This is a genomic window from Empedobacter sedimenti, assembly GCF_030005555.1.
In the GTDB taxonomy this organism is placed as follows: Bacteria; Bacteroidota; Bacteroidia; order Flavobacteriales; family Weeksellaceae; genus Empedobacter; species Empedobacter sedimenti.
The window spans coordinates 93,352-107,387 of record NZ_JASCQG010000009.1 but is presented as its reverse complement, the minus strand read 5'-3'; the positions used below and the strand labels follow the sequence as shown (position 1 = coordinate 107,387).

The window sequence follows — 14,036 nt, the reverse complement described above, 5'->3', positions numbered from 1 at the left end:
TTTTATTCTTTGAGTTTACCTCTTATTATTTTTATTTGTTGAGTTTGAATTTTGTTGTTTCAATTCAGGACGTAACGTTTGTAAAACTTCTCTGCTTATATCAAACTTTGGGTCTGTATAAATCATGATTAAATCACTTCCTTTATCAAATACAAAACTGTATCCTCTTTTATCTGCTACTTCCTTCGTGGCATTGTAAATCTGATCTTGTAATGGTTTCACCATCGAGCGACGCAAATTTACTAAATCTCCAGTTGGTCCGTATCGTTTATCTTGTAAAGCTTTTACAGCTTTTACTTCATCTGCAATTTTCTTTTCTTGCTCTTTAGCTTGTTCAGCAGTTAGCAAAATCTTTTCTGCTTCAAATTCGGCTTGTAATTTAGCTAAATTTTCTTGTTTTTGCTCAATTTCTTTTTGCCAAGATTCTGTTTGAGATTTTAATCTACTTTGAGACGTTGTATATTCTGGCAAATTTTCAAGAATATACTCCGAATCTACGTAACAGAATTTTTGCGCAAACGTTACACTAGCTAAGCCAAAGAATAACGCAATAAAGCTAATCCATTTTTTCATATTGTGGTAGTGTTAATTCTAAAACTATGCCAAACGATTTTTCTAATTTATAAAAAACTGTTAGAATTGTTGACCAATGATAAAGTGTGTTTGCCAACCAGAACGTTCTGTTTGTCCAAATCCTTTATCAAATCCGTAACCAAAGTCAAATCCTAATAATCCAAATGCTGGCATAAAGATACGTACACCTGCTCCAGCTGAACGTTTTAACTCAAATGGTTTAAACTCGCTTGTATTGTTCCAAACATTACCACCTTCTGCAAATGTTAAGGCATAAATCTTCGCTGTTTGGCTCATTGTAATTGGGTAACGTAACTCTAACGTATATTTATTATAAATTGTACCACCTCCACTTGGCGTAATATCTCCTGTTTGTCCCCCAGAATTTGTTGCATCTTCGTAACCTCTTAATGAGATAATTTCGCGACCATCAAATCTGTTTTGATTTAATCCAGTTCCTCCTAAATAGAAACGCTCAAAAGGAATTGTTCCAATTTTACGATTGTAAGTTCCTAAAACTCCAAATTCTCCACCAGCTTTTAACACTAATTTACCAGCTAATTCTTTGTAGAAATATGCTTTTGCTTTGAATTTGTAGTACTCTAACCATTTAAATTTCTCTACATCAGAAATTTTTGTATAATCTTTATCCTTAAATGCAGAATATGGTAAAGTCGTCGTAAACGATAAGTTTATCTCAGATCCAGATTGTGGGAAAACAGGGTCTGGTCCTGCAGAATTACGTGTTAAACCAATTGTATAATTTAAGTTATTAGATGAACCGTTTTCGTATTGTAAATTACCTACAGATAAATCGTAGTTATCAAAATTATAACGTTGGAACGAGATTGTGTTAGATAATCTAAAGTAATCATCTGGCCAAGTTAATAGTTTTGTTAAACCTACTGATGCTCCTAAGATGTCTAATTTAGCTTTTTCACCATAGTTATCTCTATAGTCATATTGAGAATAGTAAACTGAAGTTGATAAAGCTGTAGGACGTTTTCCTCCAATCCAAGGTTCTACAAAAGAGAAGCTATAGTTTTTGTATCCGTTACCAGCTTGTGCACGTAAAGATAACTGCTGACCATCTCCCATTGGGATTGGTTTCCATGCTTTTCTATTAAATAAATTCTTGATAGAGAAGTTACCAAACGTTAAACCTAAAGTACCAATAAAAGTACCTGCACCATAACCACCTTGTAACTCTACTTGAGAAGAAGATTTTGGAGCAACTTTCCACTCAATATCAACAGTATTATTTTCAGGATTTTGTTTAACATCAGGTACAATTTGCGTTGGCTCTAAGTAACCTAGTTGCGCCAACTCCATCATTGTACGTTTGATATCAGATTTAGAGAATAAATCTCCAGGTTTTGTTCTTAACTCACGATACAAAATATGGTCGTGTGCTTCTGTATTACCATTGATCGTAACTTTATTTAAAGTTGCCTGAACTCCTTCAAAAATCTTAATATCAAGATCAATTGTATCATTTTTCACACTTTTTTCTACAGGAATTGCTCTTACAAACAAATACCCTTTGTCCATATAAAGTGTAGCAATATCATCATCTTTCTCAGAACCAGAAATCTTTTTGTTGATACCTACAGCATCATAACGATCTCCTGTTTTGTAAGAAAATACACGTTGTAAAAATTCTGATGTATAAATAGAGTTTCCAGAAAATGTAACATTACCTAAGTAATATGGTTTTCCTTCGTTTACTTTTATTTTGACCAATAAATTTTTATCATCAACTTTCTGAATGTCGTAAGATTCTACTTTAGCATCTCTAAAACCTACAGATTTGTATTCTTCAACAACTGTTTTTAAATCATCCTGAAATTTTTCAGGAATCATTTTTGAAGATTTGAAAACGTTGATCGATTTACGCTTCGTATTTTTCATACCTTTTTTGCGTAAACGAGCCGCTGTTAAATTTTCGTTTCCTTCAAAAACGATATCTTTAATTTTTACACGCTCTCCTCTATTTACATTAAGTGTAATATTTTCTTCGTCTTCTTTTCCTGCGATTGGTTGACGATCTACATTAATAGTAGAATTAGGATAACCTTTTCCTGTGTAATAATCTTTGATTTTGTTATTTGTCGTGTTGATTAAACTTTGTGTAATCTTAACGCCTGGATTTAATTTATTTTGTTTAATTAAATCTTCTCGTTGCGATTTTTTAACTCCGTTAATCTTTATTTCGCCTAAACTTGGAACTGAAACTAAGGCTAATTCTAATGTTACTTGATCTCCTTCAATTTTATCAACATACAAATCGATGTCAGAAAAAATGTTAGATCTCCATAACTTTTTTACTGCATTATTTACTTTCGTACCTGGTAATTCTATCTCTTCGCCGATAGCAAAACCTGCATAACGGATAATTTGATTTTTAGAGTATTTTGTATCGCCAGTTACAATAATATCTTTCAGTTTGAAAGTTTTTGCGTTAGCATAATCTAAAACAAAATTATCTTGTTGTGTTGAATCAATGGTTTTCGTAGAGTCTACTACTTGCGCATGTGCCATGTAAGCACCAAGCATACACATTGTCCAAAAAATTTTCTTCATAATCCTCTATTTCAGTTCGATTAGTTCGTTAGTTGCTCACTTATTTTACCAAATCTACGTTCGCGGTTTTGATAATTTAAAATTGCTTTGTAAAATTCCTCCTCATTAAAATCAGGCCATAAAACGTCTGTAAAATATAATTCTGCATAAGCTATTTGCCATAACAAGAAATTACTAATACGTGTTTCTCCGCTTGTTCTAATCATAAGATCTACCATAGGTAAATCGTGTGTATATAAGTTTTGATGAACTAATTCTTCATTAAAATCGTTATCCGATATTTCGCCGTCTTTGTATTTTGTCGCAATAGATTTAATTGCTGTAAGCAATTCATCTTTCGATCCATAACTTAAGGCTAATGTTAGAACACAGCCTGTGTTATTTTTCGTTAATTCCATTGCTTTGGTTAAATCTTTGTTCGCTTTGCTTGGCAATTTTGACATATCACCAATTACATTCAATCGAACGCCGTTTTTATCCAAATCTTTTATTTCGTCTTTTATAGCAGAACTTAATAATGTCATTAAAACATTAACTTCTAACTTTGGACGATTCCAGTTTTCTGTAGAAAAAGCGTAAAGTGTAAGATATTTTATTCCTAATCTACGGCAAGTTTCTATTGAAGAACGTACAGCTCTTAAAGCACTTTTGTGTCCAAAAGTTCTTTCTTTGCCATTCTTCTTTGCCCATCTTCCGTTGCCATCCATTATAATCGCAACATGATCAGGTAATTTATTTGTATCTATTTGTTCTAGTAAACTAATTTCCATTCTTTTTTAATCGCAATAACATGCAGGTCGTCCAAAACTATACGTCAAAGATATTCCTGTTAATACATACCAATCTTTATTTGATGTATTGCCGTATACTCTTTTATTATATTCATCTTTCGGGATCGCATTATCTTCTACTGCTTGTAAAAAACGATCCGTAAATTTTCCGTTGTTATAATCTATATAGTCAACATTTGTGTATCGAACACCTGTCTCAAAGCCTAACACCCAACTGTAATTAAATCTTACTTTATAACCAACTCCGAAAGGAATTGATAAGTCTGTGTTATATTTTGTTTTTTGTATAATCACATTTCTACCTTCATCATAATCATATTCCTTTCCTTTTGCAGAGAAAGCTCCTATACCTATAAAGATATAAGGTGAGTGTGCTGATTCTTGCGCATCATTAAAATTGAAGAAATTATATTCAAACATTAATGATCCTTCTACAATATTATTTTTGAAGCTTGCGCCTCTTTCTATCTTATATTGTTCTTTTGCAACATGATCTCCTGCTCCCACTCTTGAATAAGAAACATTTGCTCTAAATCCCATTTGTGGATTAATGTTGAAACGATACAAACCACCAATAGAGATTGGTATCATATATGACCCTCCTTTTTCTACTCTTGTTGGAAAAGGATTGATATAATTTGCTTTACCTACATCTCCTATTACGTTTGCACCACCCGCAAAAACACCGATTTCGTGACGCTGTGCAAAAATAATTTGCGACAAACACATCGTAAAAACAAACAAAAATAATCTTCTCATAAATTCTGTTATTTTTTCGGCTTTTGCTTTATTCTTCTTTTAAATTCGAACAAATATAAACAAAAGTCAATTCAACATAACTGATTTAACAAAAATTAAGAAGTTTTATTGTAAATTTTAATTCCTTTTATCCGAGCCCCAAAGCATTTTTTCTCTCAGGGTAGTAAAATAAGTCGCATCAACAGCCTCAACAATTAAGATTTTAAAGTCTGCTTTCTCTATTGTTAATTCTACATCAGTTGTTAAAGGAAAGTTACGAGAATCTAATGACAAGAAATATTCGTTGGCACGACTGCGTATTTTTAAGTCAATTTTATCATTCTCAGAAACTACCAAAGGACGCACATTAAGATTATGTGGTGCAATTGGCGTTATAATAAAGTTTTGATTGGACGGATGTACAATTGGTCCTCCACAACTTAACGAATATCCTGTTGATCCTGTTGGTGTAGAAATAATTAAACCATCTGACCAAAATGAATTCAAAAACTCATTATTTAAATAAGCGTCAACTGTAATCATACTTGTTGTTTCGCGGCGTACAACAGTTATTTCATTTATCGCAAAATTATTTTCAATAACTACTCCATCACTACGTTTAACAGTCAATAAAGTTCTCGGAATAATGTTATAATCATCATTGAAAAAGCTATCCATTTGCTCTAACAACACACTTTTATTAATTGTTGCAAGAAAACCTAAGCGTCCTGTATTTACACCTATAATCGGAATCATCGAATCCTGAACAAATGTTGTAGCAGAAAGTATCGTTCCATCTCCACCAAAACTGAACATAAATTTGACTGATTTATCTAAATCTTCGTAAGATGTATACGTTTCTACATCGTCCAGCGTAACATCAGTAGAGTCTTTCAAAATTTCTAGAAATTTTTTCTCAACACAATAAGAAATCTCTTTGTAATCTAAATAATTAAGAAAAGGTGTGATAATATCTGTTAAAGACGTACTTGTTTTTTGTCCAAAAAGTGCAACTTTTATCATTAGGTATTCATATATTTTAATAACTGCGCATAACGACTTTGAAGTAATTCTTGTTTTTCGTCGTTATAAAATTTCTGAATCACTTGATATCCATAACGTTCAAATGTTTCACCAATCGTCAATAAGTTTGACGAACTAAATTTAACCAAAACATACACGCTATCTTCCTTGTAGCCAACAATCATCATTCCTAATATCTTACCATTGTTCGCCTCAACAATGTTAGAAATCGCTGTCATCGACAAATCTTTTTCTGCAATAGATACTAACATCGAAACACCATCTGAAGATACAAACGGAAAATTTGCAAAGGTCTTGATTATATCCGATTCTGTTATAGAACCAAGATACTTAGATTGTTCATTAATAATCGGAAGGATATTCGCCTGATTTGTGTACATCATCTGAATTGCGTCTAAAAGCGTACTTGAATCTGAAAGGAAAAAATTCTCTAAATAAGACGTATAATCAATCTTTTCATTCTCAATCGCTAATTCTGCTAAATCTTCTTCAGAAATATTACCAACAAAGTCCATCCCCTTAAATAGAGGTAAATGAGTCAATTTATGCTCATGCACAACTTCTAAAAGCTGACTTGGAGTAGAATTAACTTTACCTGGTTTTACTTCGTTTGATAAATATTCTGTGATATACATGGCGCAAATTTATATATTTTATAACATTAATACTCAATTTTTGTCATCTAATTCAACACTTAACATCCTAAGAAAACAAAAATTAACCAATTTATTTTAAAATATTTAGACCAAAATATATTCCAAAACAATGGTTTTACGATAAAATAATTGTAATTTAAATTTGAATAACGATGATTTACAATTTTTTAAAGCAAAACTCTTTTCTAAAACAGAAAAGAATGGCTTAAATTTTGTAGATTTGCAGTACCAATTTTAACATGGAATGAAGAACCCATTATTTTATGCCAAAATCTTACTTTTTGGCGAATATGGAATTATTGAAAACTCGAAAGGATTAACGATTCCTTATAATTTTTATCAAGGTGCATTAAAATTTGAACCGTCTGAAATAGCGGAACAATCAAATGCTCACCTGAAAAATTATGCAAAATTTTTGGAAGAAAATTTTGCCGAAACTTTTGATACAAAATCCTTTTCGGAAGATGTTGCAAACGGAATGTACTTCGATTCTAACATTCCTCAAGGATATGGCGTAGGTAGTTCTGGCGCTTTAGTTGCTGCTATTTATGATAAATATGCCTTGAATAAAATTGATATTAATCAAAATCTAAACAAAGAAAAAATTAGCGAATTAAAAGCTCTTTTCGGAAATTTAGAATCGCACTTTCATGGTAAAAGTTCGGGAATTGATCCTTTGATTTGTTACATGAATATTCCTTTATTAATCCAATCTAAAGATGATATCTCGACAATTGGTTTACCATCTGCAAACGTAGACGGAAAAGGAGCTGTTTTCTTAATCAATTCAGGAACACCTGGTGAAACAGCACCAATGATTCATATTTTCTTCGAAAAAATGAAGAAAGAAGGTTTCCGTAAAACATTGAAAGAAGAGTTTATCAAGTACAACAATGCGTGTATAGAGAATTTTGTAAAAGGAGAATACAATCCTCTTTTTGCAAATCTTCAAAAATTATCTGCTTGGGGTTATGAACATTTCAGACCAATGATTCCTCAAAAATTAGTGAATGCTTGGAAAACAGGAATCGACACAGATACATATTATCTAAAACTTTGTGGTTCTGGCGGTGGCGGTTATGTTCTTGGTTTTACACAAGATTATGACAAAGCAAAAAGTTACCTAAAAGACTTTCAGACCGAAGTTATTTACAAATTCTAAGAAATCTATTTTAAAATATAAACGATGAACGTACAGAAAATAATCCTAAAAATTATTGCATTATTTTCTGTTGTTCGTGGTTATAATTTAGTTGTGCTTATTTTGGCACAATATCTTGCTGCGCTTTTTATTTTCGCGCCAGAAGTTGGACATCGTCAATTGTTGACAAACCCACGATTGGATGGAATTATTTTATGCTCGATACTTTGTGTGGCAGCTGGTTACATTATCAATAATTTTTACGATTTAGAGAAAGATGAACTCAAACGCCCTTTACAAGTTTACTTACAAAAACAAGTATCACAAGGGTTTAAGTTAACGGTTTACATCTTTTTGAACGCAATTGCGCTAATAATTGCTGGATTAATTTCGTGGAAAGTTTTTATTTTCTTTCTCATCTATCAATTTTTGGTTTGGTTTTATAGTCACAAAATCAATCGTTTTGCATTGATCAAAAACTTTTATTTGGTTATCATTCGCGTAATGCCATTTTTTGCATTATTGGTTTATTTTGACAATTTTACCTTCAATCTTGCTTTACATGCAATTTTTGTAACCATTTTATTTCTAATTACTGATATCGTTAAAGATTTAACGTCACAAAAAGCAGATATTATATATAATTACGATTCGATACCTATTAAATACGGAATCGATTTCACTAAAGTTCTGATAGCAAGCTTACTATTTATAGACATTATCATTGGCTTTGTAATCATTTATAGAAATGATGTAGGCGCGATGAAATATTTTTTTATTGGAGCAGTTTTTTGCTTTATCATTATTTTTTTAATGATTTGGAAGTTAAAAACAACCCAAGAATACAAGATTTTACATTACTTTTTTAAAGGAATGATTGTAGCAGGTGTATTTAGTATCGTATTAATCGAAATAAATCCCTTAACTTTGCAAACTATTGCGCAAAATTTTAATAAGCGCGTAAATTAATCAAATTCAGATGAATAACAGACGAAATCAATCCAACGACAGAAATTCCCAAGGCGGGAACAATCGTGGAAAAGGTGGAGCTAGAGGAAATTCTTCTTCTAAACCATCTTCAGGGAAAGGAAAACCAACTTTTGGAGGGAAACCAACAGAAGAAGGAAAGAAAAGTTTTGGACCAAAGAAACCGTTTAACAAAGCTGGTGAAAAACCATTTGTTAAAAGACTGAAAAAAGCACCAGTTGATGACGGGACTATTCGTTTAAATAAATATGTAGCGAATGCAGGGATTGCATCCAGAAGAGAGGCCGATGAGTTGATCAAAACTGGAATCGTTACAGTGAATGGTCAAGTTATTACAGAAATGGGTTATAAAGTACAACCCGATGATGAAGTACGTTTTGATGGTCGTAAAATCTCTTCAGAAAAAAATGTATATTTTGTGTTGAACAAACCAAAAGGTTTTATCTCAACATCAAATGATGAAAAAGGACGTAAAACAGTTATGGACTTGATGGCTAATGCAACTACAGCGCGTATTTTCCCTGTAGGACGCTTGGACAGACAGACTACCGGAGTTTTATTATTTACTAACGATGGTTACTTAACTAAGAAATTGACACACCCAAGTCATGATGTTAAAAAAATCTATCATGTAACTTTAGATAAAAAATTAACAGCAAACGATTTGGCTGACATCAAAAAAGGAGTTCGTTTAATTCCTGAAGGAATTGCAGTTGTTGACGAAATTTCTTTTATTGAAGGTAGACCAAAAACTGAAGTTGGTGTAGAATTACACATTGGTTGGAACCGCGTTGTACGTCGTATTTTCGAATCAAAAGGTTATGCAGTAGAAGCTTTAGATCGTGTTTCTTTTGCTGGACTTACAAAGAAAACTTTACAAAGAGGAGATTATAGAAAATTAACAGAGTTAGAAGTTAACTTCTTGAAAATGTTATAATACCTCATCTATAAAATTAAAAAAACCACTTCTTTCGAAGTGGTTTTTTTAATTTTTGATAATCTCAAAAGTAAATAAACTATATTTGAATAATAAATTTTTATTATGGATAAAGATTCAACATCTATTATATTCGCAGGTATAGCTTTAATAATTTCATTTGGTTCTTTAATAATTGCACAAAAGAATATTTCTAATAATTTAAGATCTAAAATATATGATGAACAAATATTCTATATTAAAGAATTGTACTCTATAATTATTGAATTCTCAAAATATATAGACTATGGACAACCGATATCAACAAGAAAAGAATTCTTAGATCAAAATAATAAAAAAGAAATTATGATTGATTTATGTAATAAATATTATACTCTTTATTATAAGTCAGAAATATTCCTACCTCAAAAAATAAGACATTTATTTCACGATATTTTATTTGATATGGATAATATTATAAAATCTTTTGAAATACACCATCCAAAACCTCCTTTTGGTGATAAAGTATTTGAAAAAATTAGAATACTTTATTTTGAAAAAGAGATAAAATTATTAAAAAAAATACGTAAGAAATTTCATATTAAAAAAATTACAACTCAAAACAGAAGTTATATTAAATAATAAAAAAAGCGATTCAAAATTGAATCGCTTTTCTTGTATTGAGAATTATTTCTTTTCAGAATTTTTTCCTTTGTTTTTTACATATTTCTCTAACCATTGATCTTGTTCCCACAACATGTGTAGAATATTCTCTTTGGCTACATATCCGTGAGATTCCTTAGGTAATAAAACCAAACGTGTTGTCGCTCCTAAACCTTTTAGCGCATTAAAATAACGCTCAGACTGCATTGGGAAAGTTCCTGTATTATTATCAGCTTCACCATGAATTAATAACAATGGTGTTTTCATTTTATTTGCATTCTGGAAAGGCGCCATTGTGTTATAAACATCTGGAGCTTCCCAATAATTACGTTGCTCAGACTGGAATCCAAAAGGAGTCAGTGTACGGTTATAAGCACCTGAACGCGCAATACCTGCTGCAAATAAATTAGAATGTGTTAATAAATTAGCTGTCATAAATGCTCCATAAGAATGTCCACCAACTGCAACTCTTTCACGATCAATAAAACCTAATTTATCCACTGCATCAATCGCAGCTTTTGCGTTAGCAACTAATTGTGGAATAAATGTATCATTTGGCTCTTCTTTTCCTTCTCCAATAATTGGGAATGCTGCATCATCTAAAACTGCATATCCTCTCAATGCCCAAAAAATAGGCCCTCCGTAAGATGGTGAAGTAAATTTATTTTCAGAAGTTGTAACCTGACCAGCTGTAGACGCATCTTTAAACTCACGAGGATAAGCCCACATTAACATTGGTAACTTTTCCTTTTTCGATTTATCGTAATTTGGTGGTAAATATAAAGTTCCTGATAATTCTACACCATCAGCACGTTTGTAAGTAATTAATTCTTTCGAAACTTTGTTCATTGCCTCGAAAGGATTTTTTGTAAACGTTACTTGTTTTGGCTTTCCTCCTCTTTGGAAAATATTACGAACATATAAATTAGGATAATCTGTTTTCGATTGAATCTGTTCTAAAATGACTCCTTTCTTCGGATCGATAACACGAGCAATCGCTTCTAATTTATCTGATTTCTGCGCTCTCCATAAACGAGAAGTCTTTTGCGTTTTGATATCAAAATCATCTACAAAAGGTAAAATTCCGTCCGCTGAAACTCCATCTCCAACTAACATCAATTTGCCTTTATTAATTGAAAGAACACTATATCCATAATCATTCATTTCTGTTACGAAATTTCCTGGATTATTGTAAGCATCTTGCGAATTTCTACTGAAAAAACGTGTTGATTCTTGATTAGGATTTGATGGATTGAATAAATAACTACTTTCATTACGTGTGTTGTACCAAGCATCTCTCACAATCGCAACTTCATCATTTCCCCAAGTCACTCCTCTGTAACGATCTTTTACTTTTACCAATAATTCTTTATTCGCTGTAAAAGGCGCCGCAACTTGATATAGCGCGTCGCGATATTCCGCAGGCTTATTTGCATCACCACCATCTAAAGCCTCTACCCAATATAAAGTATTTGGTTTATCTGATCTCCAATACAAACTTCTTTTTCCCATAATCGTTGAAGAAAATCCTTTCGGAACTACTTCTTGCAACTCTTTATGATCGACTTCTTTCACTAATTTTCCGTTGATATCGTAAACTACATCTGTTGATGGAAAACTACTGTAAGTAACAATATAAGAAAAAGGTTTTTTGATTTCGTTTACCAAAACATATTGTCCATCTGGAGAAGTCGTAATATCCGTGTACATTGCTGCATCTTTCCATTTCGATTTTGCTCCTGTTTCGATATTTACTTTTACTAATTCAGAAATTGCTAATTGCTCAAAGTTGAACTCATCGTTTTTATTCTGTAATAAATCTTGATAAGTTCTGTTTTGCGCTTCTTTCCCGTCAGCAACAGAAACTGTAGGTCCAGTTGCAATAGCATCTTTCGTATCAATCAATGCTTTTTTAGAAGCTGGTATTACATTTACGATTAATTCTGAATCAGAAATCCAATTGAAAGGGCGACCTAAGTTTGCGTTTAATTTATCTTCATAAATTTTTGTAGCTGTCTGCGTTTTTACATCAACAACCCACAATTCTACACCTTTATTTGTTGTATTTGTAACAGCAAATTTAGATTGAGAAGTGTTCCAAGATTGATTAGAAAAACGCCCTTTTGCAGGTAAACCAGCAATTGTTTTTTCTTTAGACGTTTTAAGATCAAAGAAAGTTATTCTTTCACTAAAAGTCTCACGCGAATTGATGTTTGTAACAGGATTAATACGTAAACCTGCTAAACGTAATTCAGTCTCTGATAATTCATTAATCGTTTTATAACGACTTCTGTAAGATAAAAAAGCGTTTTCTGCTTTACGATCTGCACTAATAGATGGTGGCATATCTGCATCCGCTAATTGCAAAATTTCTTGCGGAGGCAATTGAAACGTTACATTTTCTTGAGCTTTTACCGATGCTCCAAAAGTCATCGCTATAAAAAGCAACGAGTAAACAATTTTCTTCATGTGTTTTAAGATTTTACTTTATAAAGATATTAAATCTTTGTTAAAACAATATGACAGAATTTAGTATTCAATAAAAAAGACGAAAAATATTCGCCTTTTAAATTTTATCTTCTCTTTCCTCCTTTCGCTTTATTAGGATTACTTTTCCCAACACGCGCTTGCGAAGTTTTAGTCTTTGGTTTAGCTTTTTTAATTGATTTCCCTTTTGAATCTTTAAAATCTGGAGAAATCTCTTTGGTTTTTTTTGCAGATGATTTCTTTGGTTTAGACGAGGGTTTCTTTTCTTCGTGTTTCTCCGAATCTTTCGTTAATCGATTGATTTCTGCTAATTCTTCTGCTGTTAAATCTCGGTGTTGACCAATTCCAACGTTCAACGTTAAGTTCATAATTCGAACACGTTCTAATTTTTTTACGTTGTAACCAAAATATTCGCACATACGACGAATTTGTCTATTTAAACCTTGAATTAATGTAATTTTGAAAACATTATTACTTATTTTTTCAATCTTACATTTCTTCGTAACTTGATTTAGAATCGGAACACCTTTCGACATTCTTTCGCAAAATTCATCTGTAATTGGTTTATCAACGGTTACGATATATTCTTTTTCGTGATTATTTCCTGCACGTAAAATCTTATTCACAATATCGCCATCGCTTGTCAATAAAATCAATCCTTGCGAATCTTTATCTAAACGACCAATCGGAAAAATTCGTTCTCCAAACGAAAGAAAATCGACAATATTATCTGGATCTGTAGGATCTGTTGTACACGTTACGCCCACAGGTTTATTGAGCATAATATAAACAGCGTTCTCCTTTTCGCGTGGTTCTATCTCCACTCCTTTCACCGTTACTACATCACCAGGACCTACGTGTTGCCCCATTTTAGCAACTCGTCCATTGATGTGTACCAAACGATTTTCGATGTATTGATCTGCTTCGCGACGCGAACAAAAACCACTATCGCTAATATATTTGTTTAAGCGCAAAAAATTAGTCTCCTCCATAACTGCAAAGATAGTTTTTTATCGATTTGAAATATAAATTGACAAAATTCTTTAACCTCATCAAAAAAGAAGAATCTTATTTATATTTACAAAACCAAAGATTTTGAAAATGAAGAAAATATTTTTTTTGAAAACTTGCGATACGTGCAAACGTATTATGAAAGAGTTTGATTTTACAGGTTTTGATTTGCATGAAATAAAATCGACTGTGATTACAGCAGAAGAATTAGAAGAAATGAAAAATTTAGCTGGTAGTTACGAAGCTTTGTTTTCGCGTCGTGCGCAGAATTATAAAAAATTAGGATTGAAAGATCAACAGCTTTCTGAAGAAGATATCAAAAATTATATTTTATCAGATTATACTTTCCTAAAACGTCCTGTGGTTGTAGACGGAGACAAAATTTTTGTTGGAAATGAAAAGAAAAACTTAGAAGCCCTTGGGCAACATTTGAAATAGATTCACAC

General features: G+C 31.9%; 13 protein-coding genes. 5 read left to right on the top strand and 8 right to left on the bottom strand.

Features of this window, described 5'->3' with window-relative positions; all coding sequences use genetic code 11:
- Positions 1 to 15: 15 nt before the first annotated feature.
- The 6 genes from QHG34_RS09980 to QHG34_RS09955 form a co-directional block, all read right to left on the bottom strand.
- Positions 16 to 573, bottom strand: coding sequence for an OmpH family outer membrane protein (locus QHG34_RS09980; RefSeq protein ID WP_282630037.1), 558 nt, complete (start codon positions 571 to 573; stop codon positions 16 to 18).
- A gap of 60 nt (positions 574 to 633) precedes the next feature.
- The gene (bamA, locus tag QHG34_RS09975) at positions 634 to 3,156 is read right to left on the bottom strand and encodes an outer membrane protein assembly factor BamA (RefSeq protein WP_282630036.1); all 2,523 of its coding nucleotides are present in this window, start codon (positions 3,154 to 3,156) and stop codon (positions 634 to 636) included.
- Positions 3,157 to 3,176: 20 nt separating this feature from the next.
- Positions 3,177 to 3,920, bottom strand: coding sequence for an isoprenyl transferase (locus QHG34_RS09970; protein ID WP_282630088.1), 744 nt, complete (start codon positions 3,918 to 3,920; stop codon positions 3,177 to 3,179).
- Between the two features lie 12 nt (positions 3,921 to 3,932).
- A complete protein-coding gene (gene porG / locus QHG34_RS09965; protein ID WP_282630035.1) occupies positions 3,933 to 4,706 on the bottom strand; it encodes a type IX secretion system protein PorG in 774 nt (257 codons plus the stop codon).
- 117 nt (positions 4,707 to 4,823) lie between these two features.
- On the bottom strand, positions 4,824 to 5,708 hold the full coding sequence (locus QHG34_RS09960) for an NAD kinase (protein WP_282630034.1): 885 nt from the start codon (positions 5,706 to 5,708) through the stop codon (positions 4,824 to 4,826).
- Positions 5,708 to 6,364 carry a CBS domain-containing protein gene (locus tag QHG34_RS09955; RefSeq protein ID WP_282630033.1) on the bottom strand — a complete coding sequence of 219 codons (657 nt, stop codon included), beginning with the start codon at positions 6,362 to 6,364 and terminating at the stop codon, positions 5,708 to 5,710. The genes QHG34_RS09960 and QHG34_RS09955 overlap by 1 nt, the downstream gene beginning before the upstream one ends.
- A 265-nt stretch (positions 6,365 to 6,629) precedes the next feature.
- On the opposite strand from QHG34_RS09955, the gene QHG34_RS09950 reads away from it, so the two are divergent.
- From QHG34_RS09950 to QHG34_RS09935, 4 genes are all read left to right on the top strand, one after another.
- Positions 6,630 to 7,547, top strand: a complete 918-nt coding sequence (locus QHG34_RS09950) for a mevalonate kinase family protein (protein WP_282630032.1) — start codon at positions 6,630 to 6,632, stop codon at positions 7,545 to 7,547.
- A 24-nt stretch (positions 7,548 to 7,571) separates the two neighbouring features.
- Positions 7,572 to 8,495 carry a geranylgeranylglycerol-phosphate geranylgeranyltransferase gene (locus QHG34_RS09945; RefSeq protein ID WP_282630030.1) on the top strand — a complete coding sequence of 308 codons (924 nt, stop codon included), beginning with the start codon at positions 7,572 to 7,574 and terminating at the stop codon, positions 8,493 to 8,495.
- 10 nt (positions 8,496 to 8,505) lie between these two features.
- Positions 8,506 to 9,450, top strand: coding sequence for a pseudouridine synthase (locus QHG34_RS09940; protein WP_282630029.1), 945 nt, complete (start codon positions 8,506 to 8,508; stop codon positions 9,448 to 9,450).
- Between the two features lie 105 nt (positions 9,451 to 9,555).
- On the top strand, positions 9,556 to 10,071 hold the full coding sequence (locus QHG34_RS09935; protein WP_282630028.1) for a hypothetical protein: 516 nt from the start codon (positions 9,556 to 9,558) through the stop codon (positions 10,069 to 10,071).
- 45 nt (positions 10,072 to 10,116) lie between these two features.
- Here the strand turns inward: QHG34_RS09935 and QHG34_RS09930 are convergent, their stop codons facing one another.
- Both QHG34_RS09930 and rluF read right to left on the bottom strand, forming a co-directional pair.
- Positions 10,117 to 12,561 (bottom strand): alpha/beta hydrolase family protein, encoded by a 2,445-nt coding sequence (locus QHG34_RS09930; protein ID WP_282630027.1) that lies wholly within the window; start codon positions 12,559 to 12,561, stop codon positions 10,117 to 10,119.
- A 104-nt stretch (positions 12,562 to 12,665) separates the two neighbouring features.
- Positions 12,666 to 13,571, bottom strand: a complete 906-nt coding sequence (gene rluF / locus QHG34_RS09925; RefSeq protein ID WP_282630026.1) for a 23S rRNA pseudouridine(2604) synthase RluF — start codon at positions 13,569 to 13,571, stop codon at positions 12,666 to 12,668.
- 109 nt (positions 13,572 to 13,680) lie between these two features.
- Between rluF and QHG34_RS09920 the strand changes: the two genes are divergently transcribed.
- Positions 13,681 to 14,028 (top strand): arsenate reductase family protein, encoded by a 348-nt coding sequence (locus QHG34_RS09920; RefSeq protein ID WP_282630025.1) that lies wholly within the window; start codon positions 13,681 to 13,683, stop codon positions 14,026 to 14,028.
- The last annotated feature ends 8 nt before the right edge of the window (positions 14,029 to 14,036 follow it).

Coding starts and splice junctions, on each gene's coding strand:
- QHG34_RS09980 (WP_282630037.1), bottom strand. CDS start 573: ATGAAAAAATGGATTAGCTTTATTGCGTTATTCTTTGGCTTAGCTAGT.
- bamA (WP_282630036.1), bottom strand. CDS start 3,156: ATGAAGAAAATTTTTTGGACAATGTGTATGCTTGGTGCTTACATGGCA.
- porG (WP_282630035.1), bottom strand. CDS start 4,706: ATGAGAAGATTATTTTTGTTTGTTTTTACGATGTGTTTGTCGCAAATT.
- QHG34_RS09960 (WP_282630034.1), bottom strand. CDS start 5,708: ATGATAAAAGTTGCACTTTTTGGACAAAAAACAAGTACGTCTTTAACA.
- QHG34_RS09955 (WP_282630033.1), bottom strand. CDS start 6,364: ATGTATATCACAGAATATTTATCAAACGAAGTAAAACCAGGTAAAGTT.
- QHG34_RS09950 (WP_282630032.1), top strand. CDS start 6,630: ATGAAGAACCCATTATTTTATGCCAAAATCTTACTTTTTGGCGAATAT.
- QHG34_RS09945 (WP_282630030.1), top strand. CDS start 7,572: ATGAACGTACAGAAAATAATCCTAAAAATTATTGCATTATTTTCTGTT.
- QHG34_RS09940 (WP_282630029.1), top strand. CDS start 8,506: ATGAATAACAGACGAAATCAATCCAACGACAGAAATTCCCAAGGCGGG.
- QHG34_RS09935 (WP_282630028.1), top strand. CDS start 9,556: ATGGATAAAGATTCAACATCTATTATATTCGCAGGTATAGCTTTAATA.
- QHG34_RS09930 (WP_282630027.1), bottom strand. CDS start 12,561: ATGAAGAAAATTGTTTACTCGTTGCTTTTTATAGCGATGACTTTTGGA.
- rluF (WP_282630026.1), bottom strand. CDS start 13,571: ATGGAGGAGACTAATTTTTTGCGCTTAAACAAATATATTAGCGATAGT.
- QHG34_RS09920 (WP_282630025.1), top strand. CDS start 13,681: ATGAAGAAAATATTTTTTTTGAAAACTTGCGATACGTGCAAACGTATT.